At 67.5% G+C, this 25,616-nt stretch carries 21 protein-coding genes; 11 read left to right on the top strand and 10 right to left on the bottom strand.

The annotated features are described in order from the left end of the window. The first annotated feature begins 58 nt into the window (after positions 1–58). Positions 59–2,770 (top strand): ABC transporter transmembrane domain-containing protein, encoded by a 2,712-nt coding sequence (locus MUU56_RS19625; protein ID WP_244768976.1) that lies wholly within the window; start codon positions 59–61, stop codon positions 2,768–2,770. 47 nt (positions 2,771–2,817) lie between these two features. After that, a complete protein-coding gene (locus MUU56_RS19620) occupies positions 2,818–3,237 on the top strand; it encodes a cyclic nucleotide-binding domain-containing protein (RefSeq protein WP_023512973.1) in 420 nt (139 codons plus the stop codon). A 638-nt stretch (positions 3,238–3,875) separates the two neighbouring features. Here MUU56_RS19620 and MUU56_RS19610 read toward each other — a convergent pair. Both MUU56_RS19610 and MUU56_RS19605 read right to left on the bottom strand, forming a co-directional pair. Further along, a complete protein-coding gene (locus MUU56_RS19610) occupies positions 3,876–4,610 on the bottom strand; it encodes a polysaccharide deacetylase family protein (protein ID WP_244768975.1) in 735 nt (244 codons plus the stop codon). Then, positions 4,607–5,704, bottom strand: coding sequence for a glycosyltransferase family 4 protein (locus tag MUU56_RS19605; RefSeq protein ID WP_244768974.1), 1,098 nt, complete (start codon positions 5,702–5,704; stop codon positions 4,607–4,609). Before MUU56_RS19605 ends, MUU56_RS19610 begins: the two co-directional genes overlap by 4 nt. Before the next feature lie 166 nt (positions 5,705–5,870). On the opposite strand from MUU56_RS19605, the gene MUU56_RS19600 reads away from it, so the two are divergent. From MUU56_RS19600 to MUU56_RS19565, 8 genes are all read left to right on the top strand, one after another. Further along, entirely contained in the window at positions 5,871–7,214 is a 1,344-nt protein-coding gene (locus tag MUU56_RS19600; RefSeq protein ID WP_244768973.1) for a nucleotide sugar dehydrogenase, read from the top strand. Positions 7,215–7,222: 8 nt separating this feature from the next. Next, entirely contained in the window at positions 7,223–7,708 is a 486-nt protein-coding gene (locus MUU56_RS19595; RefSeq protein ID WP_244768972.1) for a class I SAM-dependent methyltransferase, read from the top strand. Positions 7,709–7,713: 5 nt separating this feature from the next. Then, positions 7,714–9,339 carry a metallophosphoesterase family protein gene (locus MUU56_RS19590; protein ID WP_244768971.1) on the top strand — a complete coding sequence of 542 codons (1,626 nt, stop codon included), beginning with the start codon at positions 7,714–7,716 and terminating at the stop codon, positions 9,337–9,339. Between the two features lie 327 nt (positions 9,340–9,666). Continuing rightward, positions 9,667–10,611: a hypothetical protein gene (locus tag MUU56_RS19585; protein ID WP_244768970.1), complete on the top strand. Its 945-nt coding sequence runs from the start codon at positions 9,667–9,669 to the stop codon at positions 10,609–10,611. Next, on the top strand, positions 10,608–11,480 hold the full coding sequence (locus MUU56_RS19580; protein WP_244768969.1) for a ThiF family adenylyltransferase: 873 nt from the start codon (positions 10,608–10,610) through the stop codon (positions 11,478–11,480). Before MUU56_RS19585 ends, MUU56_RS19580 begins: the two co-directional genes overlap by 4 nt. Further along, positions 11,477–12,679, top strand: a complete 1,203-nt coding sequence (locus MUU56_RS19575; protein ID WP_244768968.1) for a hypothetical protein — start codon at positions 11,477–11,479, stop codon at positions 12,677–12,679. The genes MUU56_RS19580 and MUU56_RS19575 overlap by 4 nt, the downstream gene beginning before the upstream one ends. Then, positions 12,663–13,766: a GNAT family N-acetyltransferase gene (locus MUU56_RS19570; protein ID WP_244768967.1), complete on the top strand. Its 1,104-nt coding sequence runs from the start codon at positions 12,663–12,665 to the stop codon at positions 13,764–13,766. Before MUU56_RS19575 ends, MUU56_RS19570 begins: the two co-directional genes overlap by 17 nt. Further along, on the top strand, positions 13,763–14,770 hold the full coding sequence (locus MUU56_RS19565) for a hypothetical protein (protein ID WP_244768966.1): 1,008 nt from the start codon (positions 13,763–13,765) through the stop codon (positions 14,768–14,770). The genes MUU56_RS19570 and MUU56_RS19565 overlap by 4 nt, the downstream gene beginning before the upstream one ends. 189 nt (positions 14,771–14,959) lie before the next feature. Here the strand turns inward: MUU56_RS19565 and MUU56_RS19560 are convergent, their stop codons facing one another. From MUU56_RS19560 to MUU56_RS19550, 3 genes are all read right to left on the bottom strand, one after another. Then, entirely contained in the window at positions 14,960–18,358 is a 3,399-nt protein-coding gene (locus MUU56_RS19560; RefSeq protein WP_244768965.1) for an acyl-[ACP]--phospholipid O-acyltransferase, read from the bottom strand. Between the two features lie 175 nt (positions 18,359–18,533). Then, positions 18,534–18,812: a YiaA/YiaB family inner membrane protein gene (locus tag MUU56_RS19555; RefSeq protein ID WP_244768964.1), complete on the bottom strand. Its 279-nt coding sequence runs from the start codon at positions 18,810–18,812 to the stop codon at positions 18,534–18,536. A 21-nt stretch (positions 18,813–18,833) separates the two neighbouring features. Then, on the bottom strand, positions 18,834–19,511 hold the full coding sequence (locus MUU56_RS19550; RefSeq protein WP_244768963.1) for a PspA/IM30 family protein: 678 nt from the start codon (positions 19,509–19,511) through the stop codon (positions 18,834–18,836). 105 nt (positions 19,512–19,616) lie between these two features. Here MUU56_RS19550 and MUU56_RS19545 point away from each other — a divergent pair, with 105 nt between their 5' ends. Further along, positions 19,617–20,213 carry a TetR/AcrR family transcriptional regulator gene (locus MUU56_RS19545; protein WP_244768962.1) on the top strand — a complete coding sequence of 199 codons (597 nt, stop codon included), beginning with the start codon at positions 19,617–19,619 and terminating at the stop codon, positions 20,211–20,213. A 3-nt stretch (positions 20,214–20,216) separates the two neighbouring features. Here MUU56_RS19545 and MUU56_RS19540 read toward each other — a convergent pair whose 3' ends face one another. The 5 genes from MUU56_RS19540 to cyoA form a co-directional block, all read right to left on the bottom strand. Then, positions 20,217–20,936, bottom strand: coding sequence for an SURF1 family protein (locus MUU56_RS19540; RefSeq protein WP_244768961.1), 720 nt, complete (start codon positions 20,934–20,936; stop codon positions 20,217–20,219). 237 nt (positions 20,937–21,173) lie between these two features. Further along, entirely contained in the window at positions 21,174–21,572 is a 399-nt protein-coding gene (cyoD, locus tag MUU56_RS19535; protein ID WP_244768960.1) for a cytochrome o ubiquinol oxidase subunit IV, read from the bottom strand. Next, positions 21,569–22,192: a cytochrome o ubiquinol oxidase subunit III gene (gene cyoC, locus MUU56_RS19530; protein WP_244768959.1), complete on the bottom strand. Its 624-nt coding sequence runs from the start codon at positions 22,190–22,192 to the stop codon at positions 21,569–21,571. Before cyoC ends, cyoD begins: the two co-directional genes overlap by 4 nt. 4 nt (positions 22,193–22,196) lie before the next feature. Then, complete coding sequence (cyoB, locus tag MUU56_RS19525) at positions 22,197–24,200, bottom strand: cytochrome o ubiquinol oxidase subunit I (RefSeq protein WP_244768958.1); 2,004 nt, start codon at positions 24,198–24,200, stop codon at positions 22,197–22,199. Positions 24,201–24,284: 84 nt separating this feature from the next. Beyond that, positions 24,285–25,379, bottom strand: a complete 1,095-nt coding sequence (cyoA, locus tag MUU56_RS19520) for a ubiquinol oxidase subunit II (RefSeq protein WP_244768957.1) — start codon at positions 25,377–25,379, stop codon at positions 24,285–24,287. Between the last annotated feature and the right edge of the window lie 237 nt (positions 25,380–25,616).

Below are 25,616 nucleotides of genomic sequence, written 5' to 3'. Positions count from 1 at the left end.
TGCGGCTGTCTTATAATCTTCACACGCGACAGCGGCCGTTCACGCACAGAAGCTCTTCATGGAAAAAAGTCTCGCCCGGTACATTTGGGATCACACCCGGCCGCAGCAGCTCTTCATCCTGCTGATCGTCGCCCTGTCCATGATCCCCTACTACATGGCCTTCGACCTGCCCAAGCAGATCGTCAACGGCCCGATCCAGGGAACGGGGTTCGAGCAGCCCGGCAACACCCAGCTCTTCATGCCGATCGCCTTCGACCTGCCGTTCTTCGGCCATGTCGAGCTTTTCGCCGGCCTGCCGCTGGAGCGCATGCCCTCGCTGCTCGCCCTCAGCCTGACGTTCCTCGTGCTCGTCATCATCAACGGCCTGTTCAAGTATTTCATCAACACCTACAAGGGGCGTCTCGGCGAGCGGCTGCTGCGGCGCATCCGCTACGAGCTGGTCGACCGCATCCTTCGCTTCCCGCCGCGCTACTTCAAGCACATCAAGGCCGGCGAGGTCTCCTCGATGGTCAAGGACGAGGTGGAGCCGCTCGGCGGCTTCACCGCGGATGCCTTCGTGCAGCCGGCACTGCTCGGCGGCCAGGCGCTGACGGCGCTGGTCTTCATCTTCATCCAGCATTTCTGGCTCGGCTTCATCGCCTTCGCCATGGCCGCCATCCAGGTCGGCATCATCCCGCGCATGCGCCGCCGGCTCATCGAGCTCGGCCGCGAGCGCCAGCTCACCGCCCGCCAGCTCGCCGGCCGCGTGGCGGAGATCGTCGACGGCATCGGCACGATCCACGCCTACGACACCTCCAACTACGAGCGCGCCGACATCGCCGCCCGGCTCGGCCGCATCTTCAAGATCCGCTACGACATCTACCAGTGGAAATTCCTGGTCAAGTTCCTCAACAACTTCCTCGCCCAGCTGACGCCGTTCCTGTTCTACTGCATCGGCGGCTACCTCACGATCGTCGGCAAGCTGGACGTCGGCCAGCTCGTCGCCGTCATCAACGCCTACAAGGAACTGCCCGGCCCGCTGAAGGAGCTGATCGACTGGGAGCTGGTGCGCCAGGACGTGCAGGTCAAATACGAGCAGGTCGTCGAGCAGTTCGAGGCCGACGAGATGATCGCCCCCGAGATCCAGGCCATCGACGCGGGGAACGAGCCGGTGCTGCACCATCCGCTCAGCACCACGAACCTGCTGGTCGACGACGATATCGGCGGGCGGGCCTTGGAGCATGTGACGGTCAAGATCGCCCCCGGCGAGACCGTCGCCATCATCGGCACGGCGGCCAGCGGCGGCGATCGCCTCGCCGAGGCGCTGGCGCGCGTCGTCTGGCCGGCCGGCGGCAAGGTGACGGCGGGCGACGACGACCTCTTCGCCCTGCCGGAGGCCGTGACCGGCCGGCGCATCTCCTATGCCTCGCCCGAGGCCTATTTCTTCCACGGCAGCCTGAAGGACAACCTGCTCTACGGCCTCAAGCACGCGCCGATCGAGCCGGCCGCCTACAAGGGCCAGGCCGCCGACCAGCGCAAATGGGACGTGCTGGAGGCGCGCCGCTCCGGCAATCCGGACTTCGACCTCAACGGCAACTGGATCGACCTCGCCACGCTCAATGCCAACGGCAAGGACGGGCTGTTCGGCGCGATGATGGCCGTGCTGGACGTGGTGGAACTGTCCGACGACGTGCTGCAGCTGGCGCTGCATTCCTCGATCGCGGTCAACAACGACCCGGACGTCGCCGCCCAGATCGTCGAGATGCGCCATGACCTGCGCGAGGAGCTGGACCGCCGCGACCTCAACAACCTCATCGTGCCGTTCCGCGACAACGAGTACAACACCGAGGCGCCGGTCGCCGAGAACCTGTTCTTCGGCATGATGCCCGACCCGAAGGCCTCCACCAAGGCGATCGTCAAAACGCCCTATTTCCGCAACATCATGCGCGAGAGCGGCCTCGGCACGGCGCTGTTCGAAATGGGCAAGGCCATCGCCGAGAGCACGGTGGAACTCTTCAAGGACCTGCCGCCCGACCACCCGTTCTTCGAGCAGCTGACCTTCATGCGGGCGGAGGAGATCCCGACCTATCAGCACCTGCTGCAGAAGCTGCGGCACAATGCCGCACCGAGCGAGGAGGACCGGATCGCGCTGATCAAGCTCAGCTTCTTCTATGTCGAGCCGCGGCACCGTTTCGGCGTGCTCGACGAGAAACTGATGCGCAAGATCGTCGAGGTGCGCCACCAGTTCCACGCGAACCTGCCGGTCGAACTCCAGGCCCACATTGAACGTTACAATCCGGATGCCTATCTGACATCGGGAACGCTGGTGGACAATATCGTGTTCGGCAAGCTCAACCATCGCTTCAGCGACGCGATTTCCAAGCTGAGGGAGATCGGCGGGGAGCTTCTGGCCAAGCGGCCGGAACTCTACCGCGCGTTGATGGCGCTGGGGCTGGAATCGAATATCGGGGCCGGCGGCCGGCGATTGAACAACCTGCAGCGCCTGAAGCTGGGCCTGGCCCGCGCCCTCATCCGCCGCTCGGACTACTACATCTTCAACCGTGCGTTCTCGGGCGTCGACCACCACCTGCAGGAGCACATCGTGGAGGCCGCCCTTGCGTTCCTGGCCAAGAGCGGTGATAATCCGGCTGTTGTCTGGGTTTTGTCAAATACCCCGCTTGCAAAACACTTTAAAAGGGTGCTTGCTTTTGATGGCGGAAGTTTGGTGGAAGACGGAACCTACGACACGATCGTCGAAAGCGGTACGGTATACAAGCAACTGATAGCATGACTGGTATGAAGTGATCAGATAACCGGAATTCGAGGCGGTTGACTGTTATGATCTTGAACGACGAAGTGCAGATGTTACGACGGGTCCCGCTGTTCTCGGGCATCGATGCAGGCAAGCTGAAACTGCTCGCCTTCGCTTCGGACCGGGTGAGCTACCGTGAAGGCCAGGAACTCTTCCACCAGGGCGATGAGGGCGATGCCGCCTATGTCGTCCTTTCGGGCGTCGTCGACGTCTACAAGGAAGGGCCCTCGGGAGACGAGAAGATCGCATCGACCGGCAGCTGCTCGGTCGTCGGCGAGATCGCCATCCTTTGCGGCACGACCCGCAATGCCACCGTCAAGGCCTCCACGGTCGTGGAAGCACTGCGCATCCGCAAGGACTGCTTCCTCAAGGTCCTCTCGTCCTGCCCCCGCAGCATGGCCGAAACCATGCGCGTGATGGGCGAACGGCTCGCCACCGCGCACTGAGGACCGCTCCGTCGGCCTTTACTGCCGGCATCTCCTGAACGTCCCTTTCGGGCCGACCGGATGGCTGCTGCGTGCGGCCTCTTTCCTCATCCTTTTCCGAAAGCCCTTTCGCGCGCTGCAAAGGCGTTCCATTGCCGGATTTTCCGCCGTTGCGGCGGGAGGACCCCGTTCCGCGAAGCACCTTGCGGCGCCGGCTGGATTTGCCAAGGAATTGCGGCAGAAACAAGGGACTAGCCGCCTTCGCCGCGCTCTTGCGCCTTCATATTTCTGTGATCATCCGCTCGCTGCCTGCGAAGGCTGCGATCTGGGCATGTAGCGCAATGCAGGAACGGTGGGCTACTTGCGGGAGTCGTTTCCTGCGGCGCGACAGGCGGCGGGCACCCCCCTCTGCCCTGCCGGGCATCTCCCCCTCAAGGGGGGAGATTGGATGGAGAGCCGTTTCGCCCTTTCCAGCGCTGCTGATGAAGCGAGGCTTTCACCTCTTGCCGATCTCCCCCCTTGAGGGGGAGATGCCCGGCAGGGCAGAGGGGGGTGGTCATGGCGCCCTCGCCTCTTTCCGGCACGCCAACCCACCGCCCTTGCAAGCGGCGCCAGAAGGGCAAAGCGGCGCTGGAGGAGGCCCCCGGCAACCCGCCGCCCTATCTGACCAGATCCTCCGCACGCTCCCAGACGCACCCCGCCTGCCCGGCCGTCGCCTCGAAAATCAGCGCCATCAGCGCCCAGGCCGCCGCGTCGTGCACGAGGTGGTGGGTCAGGAGGCCGATCGGGCCGTCATGGGTCTGCGAGACGCGCACGAGATCGGCGATCACCGCCTCGGCCGGCCGGGCACCCCGCGTGCCGCGCCAGTCGATGATGTCGACATGGGTATTGCACACGGCGAGCGGCGCGGGCTTTTCCGGGCCGAAGACGGAGAGTGCCTTGAAGCCAAGGGACGGCAGGCCGTCGACGACAGCCGGCGCGATGCGGTTCCACGGCGGCACCAGCATGGGCACGAAGCGCTCGGCATGGAGCGCGGAAAGCCGTTCGAAGCCCCGGCCAAGCTCGGCAAGCACCGCCTCCGCCGGCCGGTGGGCGCCGAGCTCCTGGCTCTTCTCGCCGGGTCCCGCATGGTTCTCATGCGCCCAGCCGTGCACCGCCACGCGCGCCAGCGCGGCCTCGGCCAGCCGCGCCGCCAGCGCCGCGCCGGTGAAGGCCGGGATGACGGCGATGAGCACGGGCACTGCGTGGCGCGCCGTCAGCGCCAGGAGCGTGTCGAGCGCCGCGGTCGGCGCCACCGCATCGTCGTCGCGCAGCCACAGCCGGAGCGGTCTGCCCGCCGCAGCCCGGCGGGCGATCTCGTCCGTAAGGGGTCTTGCGCAGGCAGGCAGCGTCATCCCGTCTCTCCCACAGTGTTCCGCACGATGGCATCCAGCGCCGCGGCGGCGGCCGGTAGCGAATGGTCGGCAAGCACGCGGGCGCGGGCCTTTTCCGCAAGGCGCCGGCGCTCCGCCGCGTCGTCCAGGAGGGCCGCGATGGCCGCCGCATAGGCGGCGGGATCGCCCGGCGCGGTGAGGCGCCCCGTCTCGCCGTCCTCGACCACTTCCGGAACGCCCGCCGTCCGCCAGGCGACGACCGGAAGGCCGGCGGCCTGCGCCTCCAGATAGGCGAGCCCATAGGCTTCGCCGCAGCCCGGCCAGACATAGAGCGCGCCCCCGGCCAGGACCTCCGCCACCGCGGTCTGCGGCTTCTGCCCGAGCCAGGCGATGCGCCCGTCGCCAAAGCCGGAAAACAGCGCTTCCACCTCGGCCCTGAGCGGCCCGTCGCCGACCACCGAAAGGCGCCAGGGCCGATCCTCGATCAGCCGCAGCGCCGCAGAGAGCGCGCGAAAGCTCTCCAGCTTGTCGCCGGCCCGCATCATCGCCACCGTGACGAGGTGGCCCGGCTCCGGCCGTGCGGCCTGCCCGGCGAACGGCGCCGCGTCGATGAAGGGCTTCAGCGGCGCAATGACCGCATCCGGCGCGGCGGCGGCAAGGCCCGCCCGGTCGCGGGCGGTGAACCCGATATTGACGGCCGCGCCGCGCACCGCCTCCAGCACCCGCGCCTGCATGTCGCGCCAGATGCCGACATTGCGGCGCCCGGAATAGGAGGCCTCCGCCGTGGCATAGGCGACGCCGAAGCGCTTGCAGAGCGGAGGGCCGATCAGGTCCGGCGCCTTGTAATAGGGATGGTAGCAGAACCAGAGGTCCGGCAAGCGCTCCGCCCGCCAGCGCGCCGAAAGCCGCTCGACCTCCGCCGCCGCCCGCGTGCCGAGCGCCGCATAGGCCGCCGCATCGTCGCTGTCGCCGCAAAAGGCGCGCAGCTGCGAGGCGAGCGTGACCGCATGGCCGGCATGCCTCAGGCAGTCCATAAGCTGGCGGGCCATCAGCCGGTCGCCCGAGGGCACGGCATGGTCCGGCGATTTCAGCGGGGCGTAGAACGCGATCTTCATGCTCGCCCGCAGGCCCTTTCTCATCGTCGCCCTGGCGCCGCGAACCGCGGCACGGCTTTGCGGCCCACCATGCTGCGCGCCCGGCGGGGCCGGACGGCAAGGGTTGACAGGCCGGCCAAACTCTCCCATCTCAACGCGCGGTCCTGTATATGTGCGCGGAGTGCCGATGCCAACTGCCTTGCTTTCCCACGAGACGCTGCTGGCCCGAATAACGTCTCGTGAAGCGCGCGTCGGCGTCATCGGCCTCGGCTATGTCGGCCTGCCGCTCGCCATCACCGCCGCCCGCGCCGGCTTTGCCGTGACGGGTTTCGACATCGATCCCGGCAAGATCACCGCGATCGAGGCCGGGCGCAGCTATATCGAGGCGGTGCCGAGCGATATCCTTGCCGCCGAGCACCGCGCCGGCCGCTTTGCCGCGACGAGCGATTTCTCAAGGCTCGGCGCATGCGACGTCATCGCCATCTGCGTGCCGACGCCGCTGACGCGCCACCGCGACCCCGACATGCGCTATGTGGAGCAGACTTGCCGCGACATCGCCGCGACGCTGCGCCCCGGCCAGCTCGTCGTCCTGGAATCGACCACCTATCCCGGCACGACCGACGGCCTGGTGCGCCGCACACTGGAGGCCGGCGGCCTGACGTCCGGCACGGATTTCTTCCTCGGCTTCTCGCCGGAGCGCGAGGATCCCGGCAACCGCCAGTTCCAGACCTCGACCATCCCGAAGGTCGTCGCCGGCGACGGCGCGGCGGCGCAGGCGCTCGTCACCGCCTTCTACGGCGCGGTGGTCAAGACGGTCGTGCCCGTCTCCTCCACCGCCACGGCCGAAGCGGTGAAGCTGACGGAGAACATTTTCCGCGCGGTGAACATCGCCCTGGTGAACGAGCTGAAGGTCGTCTACGAGGCCATGGGCATCGACATTTGGGAGGTGATCGACGCCGCAAGCTCAAAACCCTTCGGCTACATGCCCTTCTATCCCGGCCCGGGCCTTGGCGGCCATTGCATCCCGATCGATCCCTTCTACCTCACCTGGGCCTCGCGCGCCCACGAGCTGCCGACCCGCTTCATCGAGCTGGCCGGCGAGATCAACTCTTCCATGCCCCGCCATGTGGTGGGCAGGCTGGCCGAGGCGCTCGACCGGCGCGCCGGCAAGGCGCTGAGCCGCTCGAAGGTGCTGGTGATCGGCCTCGCCTACAAGAAGAACGTGCCCGACATCCGCGAAAGCCCGTCGCTGAAGCTGATCGAGCTGATCGAGGAGCGCGGCGGCGCGGCGAGCTACTATGATCCGCATGTGCCGGAAATCCCGCCGACCCGCGAATACGGCGCCTTCCGCGGCCGCCCGTCGGTCGCCTGGGACGAGGCGGATATCCGCGCCTTCGACGCGATCCTGATCGCTACCGACCATGACGATGTCGACTATGCGGCGCTGGCCGAATGGGGCGCGCTGATCGTCGACACGCGCAACGTCTTCGCCCGGCGCGGCATCGCCGCCGACACGATCCTCAAGGCCTGAGATCCCGCATGAGCCGCCTCGAAAGCTTCATCCGCCGCATGTCCGCCCAGCGCGACGTCATCGACCATGTCGCGCAGGCCCTGCCATTGCCGGAGGACGGCGCGATCCTCGAGATCGGCCTCGGCAACGGCCGGACCTTCGATCACCTGCGCGAGAAATTCCCCGGCCGGCGCATCGTCGCCTTCGACCGGGCGCTCGGCGCGCATGCCTCCTCCACGCCGCCGCCGGGCGACCTGGTGCTCGGCGAGATCGTCGAGACGGCAAGGGCCTTTGCCGGCACGGATGCCGCGCTCGTCCACGCCGATATCGGCACCGGCTATGACGACAAGGACGCGGTCACGCTGACCTGGCTGCCCGACATCGTCGCCCGCGCGCTCGGCGCCGGCGGCATCGCCATCAGCGGCCTGCCGCTCGACCACGCGGCGCTGGAGCCCCTGGCGCTGCCCGCCACCGTCGACAGCAAGCGCTACTTCCTCTACCGCAGGCGGGCGTAGGCCCCATGGCCCGCGTCGCCGTCATCGCGGACGCCCATTTCCACGATATCGAAGGCGACTACGATTTTCCCGGCATCGTCGTGAACGGGCGCAGGCTGACGGTGCGCACCTTCGCCGACACCGTCCGCTCCACCCGCGTCTTCAACGAGAGTTTTACCGCCCTCCCCGCGGCGCTCGACCGGATCGTCGCCATGGGCATCCGCCACGTCGTCCTGCTCGGCGACTATACCGACGACGGCCAGCGCGGCACGGTGGCGAGCCTCGTGCGGCTGCTTGCCGCCTATCGCGACCGCCACGGCCTCAACTTCTACGCCACACCGGGCAACCACGACGTGTTCGGCCCGCTCGGCAAGCACCGCGACACCCGCTATGTGCATGCCGGGGGCGGCACGGTGCTGGTGACGAGCGATGCGGAGAAGGCCGCGGAGGATCCGGGCCATCCGGTCGTGACGGAGAAGATGTATTGCGACGGCGTGCCGGCAGGCATCCGCGCGCTCGGCGATTTCGGCTATTTCCGCCGCCCCGGCGACCTTCATTTCGAAACGCCCTTCGGCGCCGATGACGCGCCCGCCGCGCGCGAGCACGACCTCCGCTCCGCCGACGGCGGCACCGTGCGGCGGCTGGTGGACGCCTCCTACCTGGTCGAGCCGGAGGACGGCCTGTGGCTCCTGATGATCGACGCCAATGTCTTCGAGCCGCGCAACGGCCGGCGCGACATCGCCCGCAAGAAGGCCTTCCTCGACAGTTCCGATGCCGGCTGGAACGCGCTCCTGCGTGTCAAACCCTATCTCCTCGCCTGGATCGCCGATGTCGCGGCGCGGGCGGCGCGCAAGGGCAAGACGCTCCTCGCCTTCTCCCACTATCCCGTGCTCGATCCCTTCGAGGACGAGACGGACAGCGAGCGCGCGCTCTTCGGTGAAACGACCGTCGCGAAGCGCACGCCCCGCCCGCTCGTCGCCGAAACGCTTGCCGCCGCCGGCCTGTCGCTGCATTTCAGCGGGCACCTGCATGTCGAGGCCCGCTCGTGCCACGATGCCGGTGGCCGCCGCCTCGTCAACATCGCCGTGCCCTCGCTCGTCGCCTTTCCCGCCGGCTTCGTCGTGATCGGGACGGGGGATGGGGCGCCGTCCGTCGAGACCGTCTCGCTTGCCGAAACGCCGCTCGATGACGATCTCCTCGCGCTCTACCGGGCCGAGCAGGCCCGTGCCGGCCATGCCCCGGACCCGGCGCTCGCCGCCCGCGACTACGGCGACTTCCTGCACCGCCACATGCGCGCCCTCGTCGTCCACCGCTTCCTGCCGAAGGAGTGGCCGGCGGACATGGCGGACATGGCGCGGCGCATGACGCTCGCCGATCTCTCCCGGCTGATGGCGGACGGCACGCCGCCGGGCAGCCTCGATACGGGCCTGCTGGAGGCCATCCCCCTCCTCGATCTCGTCGTCGACTGGTATTGCCTGCGCCAGTCCCCCGCGGCGGCTCCCGCCTATGTCGCCCCCGGCAGGCTCGCCTGCTACCGGTCCCTTGCCGCGCACTTCGGCGACCTCACGCCGGCGGCCGAGGACGGGCCGAGGCGGTTCTTCGCCATCTTCCTCGGCGTCCTCGGCCGCAGCCTCGCGCGGGCGTCGAGGTAGGCGGGCGTTCTGCCCGATAGGGCGTGGTGCACGCTGATACCCCCCTCTGCCCTGCCGGGCATCTCCCCCACAAGGGGGGAGATTGGATGGAGGGCCGTTTCGCCCATCTCCAGTGTTGCCGATCGGGCAAGGCTCTTGCCTCCTGCCGATCTCCCCCCTTGTGGGGGAGATGCCCGGCAGGGCAGAGGGGGGTGCAGCCGTGCACCCGCTCCATGCGTTTCACACAATACCCCCTTACAAACCACCTACCCGCCGCGTTAAACCAAATCTTACCTCTCGGCCGCCACACTGCGGCCAGCGCGTGTCCTCGTTCATCGGATCGGTCCCTTGTACAATCTCATCTCGGTCGTCCTGAAGAAGCGCCTCGACCTCGATTTCAAGACCTCGTCCGATTTTCGCGCCCGGATCGTCGAGTTTCCCGGCCTGTGGATGGCCGAGCGGGAGATCGCCGGGCTGCGGGCGGAGCTGCGCAAGGTGGCGGGGCGGGCGGTGCCGGGCGGCGATCTCGACTACGGCGTCTTCTCCGAGCGCGAGGACGTGCTCCAGCGCACCATCGTCACGCTCGTCTACCGCGTTTCCGACGGCACGCCCGTCGCCTTCAATGCGCTGCCGGTCATCTCGCTCTCGCTGTCGGGAAAGCCGGTCGAGGTGCTGCATCTCGGCCTCGTCATGATCGACCCCGCCGTGCGCAGCCAGGGCCTTTCGTGGGTGCTCTACGGCCTCACCTGCTTCCTGCTCTTCCTGCGCAACCAGCTGCGCCCGCTCTGGATTTCCAACGTCACCCAGGTGCCCGCCGTCGCCGGCATGGTGGCCGAGACCTTCTCCGACGTCTTTCCCTCGCCCACCCGCGGCGCGCGGCGCTCGCTGCGCCAGCAATTGATCGCGACGGAGATCATGGCCGGCCATCGCCATGTCTTCGGCGTCGGCAAGGAGGCCGGCTTCGATGCCGACCGCTTCGTCATCACCGATGCCTATACCGGCGGCTCGGACAACCTGAAGAAGACATTCGAGGCGGCACCGAAACACCGCAAGGCCGAGTACAACGATTTCTGCGCCGCCGAACTCGACTACGACCGCGGCGACGACCTCCTGCAGATCGGCCAGCTCGATCTCAACGCCGCCCAGCGCTACCTCCTCGAAAGCGTGCCGCGCAATGCGCTCGGCCGGCTCGCGGTGGCAAGCTTCGTCATCCTCGTGCAGCGGCTGGTGCTGCCCCTCATGCACTGGGCGGACGGCCGCCGCCAATGGGGCATCCTGAGGCCTTCCCGATGAGCTTTTCCTACGAGACCTTCACCACCCGCAACATCGGCTTCGTCAGCGCGGCGGAGCAGCGCCGGCTGCAGGGCGCCACCGTCTTTATCTGCGGCACCGGCGGCATGGGCGGCGCGGCCATCCAGGCCCTGGCGCGCGCCGGCATCGGCCGCCTGGTGCTTGCCGATATCGACCGTTTCGAAGTGTCCAACCTCAACCGGCAGGTCTTCTGCTTCACCGACACGGTCGGCCAGCCGAAGGCCGAGGCGACACGCGACCTGTGCCTGAAGATCAATCCCGCGCTCGCCATCACCGTCTTCGGCCCCGACTGGACGGAGCATGCGGAAGAAATCGTGTCCGGCGCCGACGTGGTGATCAACGGCACGGACGATCTCGGCGCGAGCCTGCTCCTCTACCGCACCGCCCGCCGCCACGAAAAGACGGTGATCGACGCCTATGCCGCGCCGCTGCCCTCCGTCTATGTGACGCGCCCCGCGGACCCGATGCCGGAGGAGCGCCTCGGCTACCCGACGACGGGCACCGCCTGGAACGCGCTCACGCCCGACCAGCGCGCGCAGGCCTTCCTGCGCGAGGCGGAGCATGTGATGGTGCATTCCTCCTCCCGCCACCATGTCGACCTCAAGCTTGCCGGCGAGGTGGTGGCCGGCACGCGCAGCCGCATGTCCTTCGCGCCCATGGTCATCTCGACGGGCATGCTGATGGCCTATGAGGCGATCAACGCCGTGCTCGGCAGGAAGCACGGCGCCGATTGCCGCGGCTGGTTCTTCAATCCTTATGCCGGCCGCGTCGAGCGTCCGCGGAGCGCCCTCGTCGCCGCGCTCCTGCGCCCCCTGGTGCGGCGCTTCCTCAACCGGCTCGCCGCGCCATGATCGCGCCGACCGTCGCCGACACGTTCATCTCGCTCGCCGCCTTTCTGGGGCTCGTCGTGCTGATCCGCGCCATCCGCACCTTCGATGCCGGAAGCCCGCTGACGCGCCGCTTCCTCTTCGGCCTCAAGGTGCTCGCCGCGCTGATGATCGGCCGCGTCCTTGCCTGGTGGACCGGCCTCTTCCTCTTCGAGGCCGCGACGATCGTCGCCGCCGGCCTCGTGCCGCTCGCCACGGTGCTCGTCGCCGAGGGCCTGATGCGCCGCCACGCCCCGCGCCTCACCAAATGGATCGCCGCGGGCGGCGCGGCCGCCTTCGCCGTCCTCGCCTTCCTGCCCGCCTCCCTTGCCGATCCCTGGCGGCTGGTGGGCCTCTTCCTCTACCAGCTCGTCACCTTCGCGCTCGCCGGCCACATGGCCGTCACGCGCGACCGAAAGAGCCTCTCCCGGGCGGAAAACCAGGCGGTGGACCGCATCGCCCTGTCGCTGCTGCTCATCCTGCCGCTGCTCGTCACGGATTTCCGCTCGGCTTATGTGGACCTGCCGGTGCGGCTCGGCGGTCTTGCCATCCTCTTCCTCTGCTGGCTGCTGATCAGCCTCGGCCAACGCGCCGTCGGCCACCGCGACACCGTCGTCTCCTTCGTCATCCTCACCGCCGTCGCCCTCATCGCCGCGCTTGCCATCGGCATCGAGAACGACCTTGACGCCGCCGCGCTCGCCCGCACCGCCAGCGTCGTCACGGCGGCGGCGCTGCTCGGCGTCATCTGGAAGGACGGCATCGGCCTCAGAACCGAGCAGCGCCGCCAGAGCCTCATCCGGCACCTTGCCGAGGACCGCATCGACGACACGCTGGGCTTCCTGAAGGAACTGCAGAACCATCCGCTGGTCGAGGGCGCGCTCCTGCTCGAGGAGGCGGAGCTCGCCGATCTCGACCTTGCCGGCCTGAAGGAACTCACCGCCGCCCGCCCGCTGCTGCGCGCCACGGAGACATCCGGCCTTTCGGAAGCGGACGCCGAGCAGCTCGCCTGGCTGACCGAGAAATACGAGGCGACCCATGTGATGCTGGTCTCGCGGAAGCCCTTCCGGCTGATCGCGCTCAACATGCCCTCCGTCTCCGCCACGCCGGGCGCCGAGGCGGAGCTGAAGGTCGTCCAGCGCATGGCGCTCCTGATTTCGGAGAGAACACATGATCGAGATCCGTGAGGGCGATATCGACGCCTTCTTCGCCGCGCCCTTCGCGGTCTATGCGGACACGCCCTATGTCTCTCCGATGCGGAGCGACCTCAAGCGCTTCCTGTCGGCGAAGACGAACCCGCTCTTCGAAGCGCCGGATGATTTCGCCGTCTTCACCGCCCATGAGAACGGCGCGGTGCGCGGCCGCATCACCGCCCATGTGCACCGCGCCGCCAATGCCCGCTTCGGCCTGAAACGCGGCTACTTCGGCTATTTCGACTGCGCCGACGACGAGCGCGTCGCCGCCGCCCTTCTCGAACGGGCGGAGGATTGGGCGCGGCAGAGGGGCTTTTCCGAGATCCTCGGCAATTTCAACCTCACGGCCATGCAGCAGGTCGGCATCATGACCGGCGGCTTCGAGCACGCGCCCTATACGGACCAGGTCTGGGGACCGCCGCACCTGCCGCGCCTTCTGGAAAAGCGCGGCTACTCGCCGTCCTTTCCCATGACCACCTTCGAGATCGACATCCGCGCCGCGCCGCTCGGCGGCATTCTCGACGGCGCGGAGATGCGGGCGCTGCGCGCCGACGGCTTCTCCTTCTCGCCGATCCGGCGGAAAACGCTGGACCGCCGGCTGGAGGATTCGCGGCTCATCCTCAACGAGAGCTTTGCCGGCAACCCGATGTTCGTGCCCGTCAGCCGCGCGGAATACGAATTCCAGGCGAAGGAGATGAAGTGGATCATGGACCCGCGTATCTCCGCCGTCGCGGAAAAGGACGGCGCGCCGGCGGGCGCGGTCATCGCCATTCCCGATGTCAACCCGATGCTGAAGGCGATGGGGTCGCGCCTCGGCCTTTCCGCGCCCTGGCATCTCCTCAAGCATCGCCTCCGGCGCCGCCGCGCCGTCGTCATCTTCCAGGGCGTCAAGCCGGCCTATCAGGGCCGCGGCCTCAACCCGCTGATGCTCGCCCACATCCTCGGCGAAATGAAAGCCGCCGGTTATGAGACCGCCGGCGGCACCTGGATCGCCGATGCCAATGCCGCGAGCCTGCGCCAGGCCGAAAAGGCCGGCGCCCGCCCGCTGCACCGGCTGCATCTTTTCGGGAGGACGCTGTGATCGACCGCGCCACGCTGACACCCCTCGCCGCCGAGGCGAACCGCGCGCCCTCCACGCACAACACCCAGCCGGCGCGCTTTGCGCTGGACGCGGAGGGCCGCATCCTGGTCCTCGCCGATCTTTCCCGGCGCCTCGCCATCGGCGATCCGACGAACCGCGACATGGGCCTTTCCTGCGGCGCGGCGCTGGAGGGGCTGGTGATGGCGCTCGCCGGGCGCGGTCTCGGGGCCGCGGTGGAGGATTTTTGGGCGGAAGACGCCCAATGGCGCCCCGGCTACCGGCTGGCCGCCCGCGTCACCCCGGGCGGGGACGCGGCGCCCTCGCCGCTCGCCGCATGGACGGAGAAACGCTTCACCTGGCGCGGCGCCTTCTCGCCCGCACCGCCGGAGACGCCGGCAAGCCTCGAGGGCTGGGCAGGGCGGAGGGACGACGTGGCCTTCGCCGGCGGAAAGGACACCCTCGCCTTCATCGCCGCGCTCAACGACGAGGCGAGCCTGACCGTCATGCGCGGGCGGCCTTTCCGCGACGAACTCGTCCTCTGGATGCGCCTTTCGCCGCGCCACCCCGCCTATGCCCTCGACGGCCTCAATCTCGAGGCCCTGCGCATGGGCCGGCTGGAGGGCGCCGTGGCGGGCACGGTGCTCGCCTCGCCGCTCTTCGCCCTCGCCGACCGCCTCGGCCTTGCCAGGACGCTGGTCTCCGAGGCCGGCAGGACGATGACCGCGGCGGCCTGCCTGCTGTTCCACCGCCCGCAAGACGAAAGCCCGGTCGCGACGGGCCGGGCCTTCTATCGGTTCTGGCTGGATTTCACCCGCTTCGGCCTTGCCGGCTGGCCGATGGCGGTTCTCGCCGACGTGCCCGAAGCCGCCGAGACCCTGCGCCGGCGTTTCGCACTGCCGGCGAACCACCGGCTGGTCAACGTGCTGCGCGTCGGCCCGGCGCCTGTCATGCTGCCGAAATATCGCTTGCCGGCGGGGGAGCTTGTGCTGGACCAACCGCCGTAAAGAGGCGGTTCCGTTTTCGAAGCCCCTCCCCTCACCCACCAGCGTCATCCTCGGGCTTGCCCCGAGGATCCACGCGGCACCCGCGGCCTGTGGATGGTCGGGCTTTACAGCAAGCCCGACCATGACGGCGGAGCGGGTTGCGGATCTCTCTGCCGGAACCCGCCTGGGCTGCGACCGACCGCCGAAGCCTCAGGCCGCCGCTTCCGCCTTCGCCCGTTCCGCCAGCAGCTTCTGCGCCGTCACGAAATCCACCTTGCCGGAGCCGAGCACCGGCACCGGGCCGACCGTCACCTCCGAAGGCACCATCATGTCCATCGCGCCCTTCTCCTTGGCGAAGCGCAGGAAGGCGGCGCGGGTGGCGTCGGGGGCGTCGGTGAGGAGGACCAGGCGCTCGCCCTTCTTGGCATCCGGCAGGGAGACGACGACGGAGAGCCTTCCCGGCCAGAGTTCGCCGGCCAGCGCCTCGACGGCGGCGAGCGAGACCATTTCCCCGCCGATCTTGGCAAAGCGCTTGGCGCGGCCGCGGATGGTGATGAAGCCCTCCTCGTCGACCGTCACGATGTCGCCGGTGTCGTGCCAGCCGTCCGGCGTCGGCTCCAGAACGCCGGGGTTTTCGGCGCGCAGATAGCCGGCCATGACATTGGCGCCGCGCACGAAGAGGCGGCCGCCTTCCTCGACGCCGGGAACGGGATCGAGCCGGTATTCCATGCCGGGCATGATCTTGCCGACGCTGCCGGCCTTGTTGAACATCGGCGTGTTGAGCGCGATGACCGGGGCCGCCTCGGTGACGCCGTAGCCTTCCAGGATGCGCACGCCGAACTTCTCCATGTAGAGCGCGCGCGTGGTGGCGCGCACCGGCTCGGCGCCGGCGAAGCAGTAGCGGATCGAGCGGAAATCGTAGGGATGCGCGGTGCGGGCATAACCGTTGAGGAAGGTGTCCGTGCCGAAGATGATGGTGGCGTTGGAGGAATAGATCAGCTCCGGGATGATCCGGTAGTGCAGCGGCGAGGGGTAGAAATAGACCGGCACGCCGGAGACGAGCGGCAGGATGGTGCCCGCCGTCAACCCGAAGGAATGGAAGACCGGCAGGATGTTGAACACCTTGTCGCCCGAATGGAAATCGATGCGGGAGGCGGCCTGCGCGGCGTTGGAGAGGATGTTGCGGTGGGTCAGCACCACGCCCTTCGGCGTGCCCTCCGAGCCGGAGGTGAAGAGCACGACGGCCGGGTCGTCCGCCTTGCGCCCGGCGAGCGGCCGGCCCCTGCGCAGGAAGCCGAGCGCCTTGTCCCTGACGCCGATGGTCTGGCGCAGGTCGTCCAGCCAGACGATCTCTACCGCCTTGGCCAGCTCCTCGACGACGGGGCCGAGCTTGGCCTGGGTGACGAAGGCGCGGGAGGTGAGCACGCGGCGCACCTCGGCGGCCCTGCAGGCCGAGAGGATGTTCGCCGCGCCGGCCGTGAAGTTCAGCATGGCCGGCACCTTGCCCGCGGACATGACGCCGAGGAGGGTGGCGACCGAGCCGTTGGCGTTAGGCAGCAGCACGCCGAGGGTCTTGTCCTGCGGGTAGAGCGCCCTGAATTTCGCGCCCAGCACGGCGGCGCCGATCAGGAGCTTGCCATAGGTGAGCGAGCCGGTGACGGGGTCCTGCACGGCAAGGCGCCGCATGCCGCGTTCCTTCGCCGTCTCGATGACCTTTTCGAGCACGGTGGTGCCGGTGTCCGTGGTGCTGAACATCAGCATGGACATGACCTGGTAGAGCTCGGCGCCCGCCGCCATGCGGCGCTTGCGGCCCTTCAGCTCGGCCGGCACGGAAAGGCGCACCGGCGGCAGGATCGTCACCTTCACCTTGGGGAACAGCCGGCGGCGCACATGCAGCGAGGAGAGGCGGGAAAAATAGCTCTTCTCCAGCCCGTCGATGCGCACGGGCACGACCATCGCGCCGGTCTTGTCGGCCACCATGGCGGCGCCGTCATAGACCTTCATCAGCGCGCCCGTGACGGTGATGCGGCCTTCCGGGAAGATGACCAGCGGCTCGCCGTTGTTGACGGTCTTGATCAGCGTGCGCGTCGCCATCGGCTTGGAAGGGTCGAGCGGCAGGAAGTTGCACATCTTGAGGAAGGGCTTCACCCACCAGGCCTTGGCGATAGTGTAGTCGACGGCGAAGGTCGGCTCCTCGTCGGTGAGGGCCAAAGCCAGCGCGCCGTCGAGGAAGGAGACGTGGTTGAGCGCGATGATCGGCGCCTTGCCGGCCTTCTTCAGGTTGTCGAGGCCGTCCACCTCCAGCCGCAGGAAGGCGCGGAAGAGGATGGAGATGAAATCGCGGAAGGCATTGGTCGGCAGCGTCTTCAGCATGATCCAGGCGGCGGCGATATTGGCGAGCGCGAGGCCGGCGAGCAGCATCGGCGTCGAGGCGCCCGCCGCCTGCAGGGCCGCGACGAGGCCGCCGCCGACCGTCATGAAGCCGGCGGAGAGCACGTTGGCCGCGCCGATGACGCGGGAGCGCTGGTCCTCCTCCGCCCAGGCCTGCAGCGCGGCGAAGGTGGGCACGACGAGGAAGGCGCCGGCGATCGCCATGCCGGCAAGGTCGATGGCGATGCGGATCGCATAGGGGCCGGAAAAGAAGGCGGCGAGCGTTTCGGCCGGGGCGGCGGCGCCGGCATGGCCGACGCTCCAGGCGAGATCGAGGCCGAACAGCGCCATGATCAGCGTGCCGAGCGGGGCCGGCAACAGCACGATGCGGCCGGCCGACATCCAGGCGGCGATGGCCGAGCCGACGCCGACGGCGACGGCGAAGACGGCGAGATAGGCGGTGATGGCCGTCTCGCTGCCACCGAGATTGCCCTTCACCATGGGCGGCAGCAGCGAGAGCACGATGGCGCCGACCAGCCAGAACCAGGCGGCCATCAGCGCCGCGCGCCACAGCCGCTTGTCGCCGCGCAGGGCATTGACGAGGCGGCCGGTGGAGCGGAAGACGTTGCGCTCGACGGCAAGGTCCGGGGCCTTCGCGCCGACGCGGGGGATGAAGCGGCTCGACAGCCAGCAGGCGAGCGCCAGGCCCAGCATCATCGGCCCGAAGAGCCAGGGGTTGACGCCATCGGCGGCGGCAAGGCCGGCGACCAGCGTGCCGCCGAGGATGGCGATGAAGGTCGCGCCCTCGATCCAGGCATTGGCGCGCGGCAGCTCCCTGCGCTCCAGATGATCGGGCAGGATGCCGTATTTGACCGGGCCGAACAAGGCGGAGATGACGCCGAAGAGGAAGAGCGCCACCATCAGCACCGCGACGGAGTGGAAGGCGAGGCCGACGACCGCGACGGCGGCGGCGGCGAGCTCCACCCGCTTCAGCCGCTCGGCCATGACGGCCTTGTCGAACTTGTCGGCAAGCTCGCCGCCGAGGGCGGAGAACAGCAGGAACGGCGCCATGAAGACGGCGCCGGCGAGCGTCACCAGCGATCCCGCCTCCTCCGCCGCCATCGTCGCGAGAATGAGGAAGACCAGCGTGTTCTTCAGGAAGTTGTCGTTGAAGGCCGACAGGAACTGGGTCCAGAAGAGCGGCGCGAAGCGCCGGGAGGTCATGAGGTTCTGTTGCACGGCGTGTCTCCCATCCTGCGGGATTTCTCGCGCATTTCCGCTTTCGCGAAAACGCCCTGTCTGTTTGTCTTACGCAATTCCGGACGCAAACCGCTGCGCGCTTTTGCTGGAACTGCTCTAGGGAAAAAGCCTTGCCGCTTCGTTCACCGATCGGGCGGCAGGGCCGATTTTCCGGTCAAGCCTCGTCGCTCTTGATGCCGAGCAGCAGCTTTTCCGTCTTGGCGTCGTCGATGCGGCGCAGCAGCTTCTCGGCTTCCTGGTTGTCGCGCAGGGTTTTCGTGACGTTCACCGTCGTCTGCACCAGCATCAGGATGCCCATGGCGAGATAGCCCTTGCCCCAGAGATCGAGCGGCATGAGATAGAGGCCGAGCGCCAGCATGAAGGCGGCAAGGCCGAAGCTGGCATAGGAAAAGGTCGTCCAGGCGGGCGAATGTTTCATCAGGCTGTCGTTCATGGCAGTGGTCCCTTCCGTTTGTCAGTGGGCGTTCATGCGGCTGCGCAGGCGCTGGAGCACCTCGTCGGCGCTTGTCACCAGCGGGCGGCCGCAGCCGGCGGCGGCGAGCTTTTCGGCGAGCGCGGCCGGGTCCGGGCCGGTCTCCAGCGTGGCGAGGGCCTCGGCGGTCAGTTCCGCCTCGCGCTGGCGCCGCTCCAGCCGGGCAAGCGTCGCCTCGGCATCGGCAAGCGTGTTTTCACCCGGCGCGTCGTGGGCGAGGCGGCGGGTGCGGTCGCGCGCCAAGGCGAGCCGCTCGCCGCGGCGCAGCGCCGAAAGCCGCATCTCGCTCTGCCGCACCGCCTGTCTCAGACGGTCGATGCCGCCGGAAAATTCGGCCTCGACCTGGCGGGCATTCTGCAATTCGGTCTCCAGGCGGGCGATCGAGCCGGCGGCTTCGATGGCAAGGTCCTCGCGGCCCTTCTCGAGCGCGGCGATGGCGCGGGCTTCGAGATCCTTTATGCGGGCGGCGAGGCGTTCGGCGTTTTCCGCCTCCAGCCGGTTCTGCGCGATGGCGACGGCCACCGCCCGGCGCGCCGCCTCGACGCCGCGGGCCGCGTCGCGGATCTGCTGGGCAAGGACGGGAAGGGCATGGCGGTCGCCAAAGGCTTCCTCCGCCTCGTGCGCGCGGCCGCGCACCAATGTCAGGATCTGTTTGAACATTTTTCTCTCTCCCTGTATGAACAATGTTCAATAATCTTGTCGCATAAAAATGAACGATGTTCAATACAGAAAATGAACAACGTTCAAAACAGGAGAACGGGATCGATGACAGCGAAGCGGCAGGCGAAGAAGGAGGACTTGCGCACGCGGCTGGTCACGGCCGGGACACAATTGATCCGCGACCAGGGCCTGAAGGGCCTGCGCGCCCGCGACATCGCCGAACGCGCGGGCGCGGCGCTCGGCGGGCTCTATACGGTGTTCGACGATCTCGACGGGCTGATCCTCGCCGTGAACTCCGGCACGCTGAAGCGGCTGGAGGCGGCGCTGGAACGCGCGATCCCGCCGGACGCCACCATCGAGCAGACCTTCCTCAGTCTCTCGCTTGCCTATCTCGGCTTCGCGCAGGCCGAGAAGAACCTCTGGGCCGCCCTCTTCGAGCACCGCATGCCGGAGGGCGTGCCCGTGCCGGACTGGCACCTTGCCGAACATGCCTTCCTGATCGGCCTCATCGCCGGGCCGCTCGCCGGCCGCATGCCGGGTGCGACCGCCGAGGACATCGCCATCCGCGCCCGCACCTTCTTCTCCGCCGTGCACGGCGTCATCGCCGTCAGCCTGGAAGGCCGTTTCGTGGGGATCACGCCGGAGCGCCTGGAAAGGGAGGTCGCCGCCCTCGCCCGCATCCTGGCGAAAAGTCTGGACTGAGCGTCAGCCGAGCCTTCGTCGATGGACGGCCCAGGCGCCGGCCGCGCTCATCGCCGCCAGCGCATACCAGGTGAGCGCGTAGACGAGGTGGCTGTTGCGGAAGGCGACGACCGTCAGCCCGCCGACCGGCAGGCCGCCGGGATTGGGCGTCGCATCCGCATCGATGAAATAGGGCGCCGCGCCGGAAAGGCCCTTCGCGGCGGTAATCGCAGCGACATCGCGGGAGAACCAGCGGTCGGCGGCCGGATCGTTGGCGCGCAGGAACGCGCCGCCGGGTTCGCTGAGGCGCAGCAGCCCCGTCACCGTGACGGGACCGGCGGCCAGTTCGCTTGCCACGCGCGCGGCCGGATCGCGCCGGTCCGCCGGCACGAAGCCGCGGTTGACCAGCACGGCCGTCTCATCCGGCAGCAGGAGCGGCGTCAGCACCCAGAAACCGGCGCCGCGCTCCGTCACGGCCTGCACCAAAACCGTCTTGTCGTGCTGGAAGAGGCCGGTGGCGGTGACACGGCGGTACTCGTCCTCCTCCCGGCTGACGGCCGGCCATTCGGCACGGGCGGGGACCGGCACGGGGTCGGCGTGGACGCGGCTTTCGACACGGGCGATGAGGTCGAGCTTCCAGAACAGGCGCTGCACCTGCCAGGTGCCGAGCGCGAGGAAGACGGCGACGAGGACGAGGAGGAAGCCGGTGAGGAGGCGCCGGGCGCGGGCGGAGGGCTCGGACATGGGCTAGGCCGCCCCCTTCTGCCCTGCCGGGCATCTCATCAGGAAAGTGCCCCTCACCCTGACCCTCTCCCCGCAAGCGGGGAGAGGGGACGCGGCCCACGAAAGGGCAATTCTCGGGGAAACCGGCGCGGCATATCCCCTTCGCCCCGCAAGCGGGGAGAAGGTGGCCGGCAGGCCGGATGAGGGGCCGAGGGAGACGTCTCCGTCCCGTGCCTGCCTGTCCATAACATCCCCCGGTCAGGGCATGGTCTTCATCATCTCGTGGGTCATCGGCATCATGTTCGTGTTGAGGTGATGCATGACCCAGAGCGAGCCGGCAATGGCGATGCCGACGATGATGAGGGTGAAGATCAGCGCCATCAGCGTCCAGCCGCCTTCCGAGCGCGGGTTCATGTGCAGGAAGTAGACCATGTGCACGACGATCTGCACCACGCCGATGCCCATGACCAGCACGGCGGTGAAGAGCTTGCTGTCGATGACGTCGCCCATGACCAGCCAGAAGGGAATGGCCGTCAGGACGATCGAAAGCACGAAGCCGATCATGTAGCCCCTGAACGAGCCGTGGCCGGCATCGTGGCCATGGCTATGGGCGTGGTGGGCCTCGGCGGCGTTTTCGTGGGCGGGGTGGGCGCTCATCCGAGGACTCCCAGGAGATAGACGAAGGAGAAGACGCCGATCCAGATGACGTCGAGGAAGTGCCAGAACATGGAAAGGCACATCAGCCGGCGGCGGTTTTCATGGGTGAGGCCGTGCTTCCTGACCTGCACCATCAGCGTGACCAGCCAGATGATGCCGAAGGTGACGTGCAGGCCGTGCGTGCCGACCAGCGTGAAGAAGGACGACAGGAAGGCCGAGCGCGTCGGCCCGGCGCCCTCATGGATCAGATGGTAGAACTCGTAGAGCTCCAGCGCCAGGAAGGCCGCGCCGAAGACGCCGGTGATGCCGAGCCAGACGAGCGTCTCCATCTTGGCGTTGCGCTCCATCTGGAGCATCGCGAAGCCGTAGGTGATGGAGGAGAGGAGCAGCATCGCCGTGTTGATGGCGACGAGCGACAGGTCGAAGAGATCGGCCGGCGACGGCCCTGCCGCATAGTTGCGGCCGAGCACGCCATGCGTTGCGAAGAGCACGGCGAAGATCAGGCAGTCGCTCATCAGGTAGAGCCAGAAACCCAGCATGGTGCTGTTTTCCGGATGATGGTCTTCCGTCAGGTAGAAGGTCGGCTTTTCGCCGGTATCGTGGACTTGGGTCGCGCTCATGGGCTCAGGTCCGTTCCGCAAGCAGTTTCGTGCGCGCGTCCTCGGTCGCCGTCACGGTCTCGGCGGAGATGAAGAAGTCGCGGTCGTAGTTGAAGGTGTGGGCGATCGACACCGCGATGAGCGCGATGAAGGAGAGCGCCGCCAGCCACCAGATGTACCAGATCAGCGCGAAGGCGAGCACGACGCTGATGGCCGACAGGACGACGCCCGTGCCGGTATTCTTCGGCATGTGGATCGGCTTGAAGCCTTCCAGCGGGCGCTCGTAGCCGCGGCTCTTCATGTCGTACCAGCTGTCATGGTCGTGCACGACGGGGGTGAAGGCGAAGTTGTAGTCCGGCGGCGGCGAGGAGGTCGACCATTCCAGCGTGCGCCCGTCCCAGGGATCGCCGGAGGTGACGCGCAGCTCGTCGCGCTTGAAGAAGCTGACGACGAGCTGGATGACGAAGGAGGCGATGCCGAGCGCGATCAGCGCCGCGCCGAAGGCGGCGATGACGAACCAGATCTGCAGGGTCGGGTCCTCGAACTGGCTGACGCGGCGGGTGACGCCCATGAGGCCCAGCACGTAGAGCGGCATGAAGGCGAAGAAGAAGCCGATCTGCCAGAACCAGAAGCTCATCTTGCCCCAGAACGGATCGAGCTTGTAGCCGAAGGCCTTGGGGAACCAGTAGACGACGCCCGCCATCAGCCCGAAGAGCACGCCGCCGATGATGACGTTGTGGAAATGGGCGATGAGGAAGAGCGAATTGTGCAGCACGAAATCGGCCGGCGGGATGGCCAGCATCACGCCCGTCATGCCGCCGATGACGAAGGTCACCATGAAGCCGACCGTCCACAGCATGGGCACCTCGTAGCGGATGCGGCCGCGATACATGGTGAACAGCCAGTTGAACATCTTCGCGCCCGTCGGGATCGAGATGATCATCGTCGTGATGCCGAAGAAGGCGTTCACCGAGGCGCCCGAGCCCATGGTGAAGAAGTGGTGCAGCCAGACGATGTAGGAGAGGATCATGATCACGCAGGTGGCGTAGACCATCGACGTATAGCCGAAGAGCCGCTTGCCGCAGAAGGTCGCCACCACCTCGGAGAAGATGCCGAAGGCCGGCAGCACGAGGATGTAGACCTCCGGATGGCCCCAGATCCAGATGAGGTTGATGTACATCATCGGGTTGCCGCCGAGGTCGTTCGTGAAGAAGTTCGTGCCGACATAGCGGTCGAGCGACAGGAGGGCGAGCGTGGCCGTCAGGATCGGGAAGGTCGCGACGATCAGGATGTTGGTGCACAGCGACGTCCAGGTGAAGACCGGCATCTTCATGAAGGTCATGCCCGGCGCGCGCATCTTCACGATGGTCGCGATGAGGTTGATGCCCGACAGCGTCGTCCCGACGCCGGCGACCTGCAGCCCCCAGATGTAATAATCGACGCCGACGCCGGGACTGTAGTCCGCGCCGGAGAGCGGCGGATAGGCCAGCCAGCCGGTGCGGGCGAATTCGCCGACGAACAGCGACATCATGATGATGACCGCCCCGCCCGTCGTCATCCAGAAGGAGAAGTTGTTGAGGAAGGGGAAGGAGACGTCGCGCGCGCCGATCTGCAGCGGCACGACATAGTTCATGAAGCCGGTGACGAAGGGCATCGCCACGAAGAAGATCATGATCACGCCGTGCGCGGTGAAGATCTGGTCGTAGTGGTGCGGGTTGAGGTAGCCCTCGTTGCCGCCGAAGGCGATCGCCTGCTGGATGCGCATCATGATGGCGTCGGCAAAGCCGCGCAGCAGCATGATGATGGCGAGGATGATGTACATGATGCCGATCTTCTTGTGATCGACGGATGTGAACCATTCGTGCCAGAGATAGCCCCAGAGCTTGAATTTGGTGATCAGGCCGAGAAGCGCGATGCCGCCCAGCGCCACGACCGCGAAGGTCACGACGAGGATGGGCTCGTGGTAGGGGATTGCCTCCCAGGTGAGCCGTCCGAAGAGGAATTGCGTGAGGCTGATGTCGCCGAACATGGGATCGTCCAATATCGTTTCGTAGGCGGCCCGGTGCATTCGAGGGCCTTGCGCGCCCGCCGCGGCCGGCGGGCGCAATGAAAGCTAGTGCGACTGGTGCGCGTCGTGGTTCATCGTGGCCGGGTTCTCCTCCACGCCCTCGGCCGGTTCCTCGCTGCGCGCGGGATTGCCGGTCTCGGGGAAGGTGGCGGCGGGCGCCTCGTCCTTCGCATGGCGGTTGTCGTGTTCGAGCTTGGCCTTGTTCTCGTGGCTCTCCTTGCCCGCCCCGCCCGTCATGTCGATATGCATCATGTCTTTCATGCACATCTGGCCTTCGCGCACGCACATGTTGAGCACGGCCTCGTAGAGCCCGTCGTCGACGGTGGCATAGTAGCGCACGGGCTCCTTCGCGCTCGGCTTTTCGAGCTTCAGGTAGGCGTCGCGGTTGAGCGCCGTGCCGTTCTGCTTCACCCGCGCGATCCAGGCGTCGAAACCGGCCTGGTCGAGCCCGTGGAACTTGAAGCGCATGTGCGAGAAGCCGTCGCCGCTGTAGTTGGACGACAGGCCCTCGTATTCGCCCTGCCTGTTGATGACGGCGTGCAGCTTCGTTTCCATGCCGGGCATGGTGTAGATCATGCCGGCGAGCGCGGGCACGTAGAAGGAGTTCATCACGGAGGAGGCCGTGAGCTTGAAGTTGATCGGCACGTCGACGGGGGCGGCCATCTCGTTGACCGTGGCGATGCCGTAGTCCGGGTAGAAGAACAGCCATTTCCAATCGAGCGCCACCACCTCGACGGTGATCGGCTTCATCTCCTCCGTCACCGGCCGCGCCGCGTCGAGCCGTTCCAGCGGCCGGTACGGATCGAGCTTGTGGGTGCTGACCCAGGTGATGGCGCCGAGCGCGATGATGATGGCGAGCGGGGCCGACCAGATGGCGACTTCCAGGCCCGTCGAGTGGTGCCACTCCGGATCATACTTCGCCGCCGTGTTCGACTGGCGGTAATGCCAGGCGAAATAGAGCGTCATGGCGATCACCGGGATGATGATGACCAGCATGAGGATGGTGGAGATGACGATCAGGTCCCGTTGCTGCGTGGCGATGTCCCCGGAAGGCGACATGACGACCATGTTGCATCCGGAAAGCAGGACCAGCATCAGGGGGAGGATCGAGACTCGGGCTAAACTGAATGGCTTCGGCATTGCGGCCTCAACTTGCGTTCTGTCTAGTCGGCAATAAGCGGGCATCGTCGCGCTTGGAAGTGAGGTGCTTCGTCGCAGCGCAGCATTCTGTCGCAGTGCGGTAGAAACTTTTGGGCTGTCCGCCGCCGCAAAATTGATCTAGCGCAATAATCGTCGCGGGTCTCGCACACCCGCTGCGTCGGGTCGAAGGTTCGGACGCAACCCTGCCGCAGCGCGCACGTTTCGCCTAATTCTTGA

The sequence above is a fragment of the Shinella yambaruensis genome (assembly GCF_022899355.1).
Classification (GTDB): domain Bacteria; phylum Pseudomonadota; class Alphaproteobacteria; order Rhizobiales; family Rhizobiaceae; genus Shinella; species Shinella yambaruensis.
This window is presented reverse-complemented; position numbering and strand designations above follow the sequence as displayed.

Excerpts from the sequence above, each read along its gene's own strand:
- MUU56_RS19580 (WP_244768969.1), top strand. The coding sequence starts at position 10,608 with ATGAGCTTTTCCTACGAGACCTTCACCACCCGCAACATCGGCTTCGTC.
- MUU56_RS19570 (WP_244768967.1), top strand. The coding sequence starts at position 12,663 with ATGATCGAGATCCGTGAGGGCGATATCGACGCCTTCTTCGCCGCGCCC.
- MUU56_RS19575 (WP_244768968.1), top strand. The coding sequence starts at position 11,477 with ATGATCGCGCCGACCGTCGCCGACACGTTCATCTCGCTCGCCGCCTTT.
- MUU56_RS19600 (WP_244768973.1), top strand. The coding sequence starts at position 5,871 with ATGCCAACTGCCTTGCTTTCCCACGAGACGCTGCTGGCCCGAATAACG.
- cyoD (WP_244768960.1), bottom strand. The coding sequence starts at position 21,572 with ATGAGCGCCCACCCCGCCCACGAAAACGCCGCCGAGGCCCACCACGCC.
- MUU56_RS19590 (WP_244768971.1), top strand. The coding sequence starts at position 7,714 with ATGGCCCGCGTCGCCGTCATCGCGGACGCCCATTTCCACGATATCGAA.
- MUU56_RS19545 (WP_244768962.1), top strand. The coding sequence starts at position 19,617 with ATGACAGCGAAGCGGCAGGCGAAGAAGGAGGACTTGCGCACGCGGCTG.
- cyoB (WP_244768958.1), bottom strand. The coding sequence starts at position 24,200 with ATGTTCGGCGACATCAGCCTCACGCAATTCCTCTTCGGACGGCTCACC.
- MUU56_RS19625 (WP_244768976.1), top strand. The coding sequence starts at position 59 with ATGGAAAAAAGTCTCGCCCGGTACATTTGGGATCACACCCGGCCGCAG.
- MUU56_RS19605 (WP_244768974.1), bottom strand. The coding sequence starts at position 5,704 with ATGAAGATCGCGTTCTACGCCCCGCTGAAATCGCCGGACCATGCCGTG.
- MUU56_RS19620 (WP_023512973.1), top strand. The coding sequence starts at position 2,818 with ATGATCTTGAACGACGAAGTGCAGATGTTACGACGGGTCCCGCTGTTC.
- MUU56_RS19555 (WP_244768964.1), bottom strand. The coding sequence starts at position 18,812 with ATGAACGACAGCCTGATGAAACATTCGCCCGCCTGGACGACCTTTTCC.
- cyoC (WP_244768959.1), bottom strand. The coding sequence starts at position 22,192 with ATGAGCGCGACCCAAGTCCACGATACCGGCGAAAAGCCGACCTTCTAC.
- MUU56_RS19595 (WP_244768972.1), top strand. The coding sequence starts at position 7,223 with ATGAGCCGCCTCGAAAGCTTCATCCGCCGCATGTCCGCCCAGCGCGAC.
- MUU56_RS19540 (WP_244768961.1), bottom strand. The coding sequence starts at position 20,936 with ATGTCCGAGCCCTCCGCCCGCGCCCGGCGCCTCCTCACCGGCTTCCTC.
- MUU56_RS19610 (WP_244768975.1), bottom strand. The coding sequence starts at position 4,610 with ATGACGCTGCCTGCCTGCGCAAGACCCCTTACGGACGAGATCGCCCGC.
- MUU56_RS19550 (WP_244768963.1), bottom strand. The coding sequence starts at position 19,511 with ATGTTCAAACAGATCCTGACATTGGTGCGCGGCCGCGCGCACGAGGCG.
- cyoA (WP_244768957.1), bottom strand. The coding sequence starts at position 25,379 with ATGCCGAAGCCATTCAGTTTAGCCCGAGTCTCGATCCTCCCCCTGATG.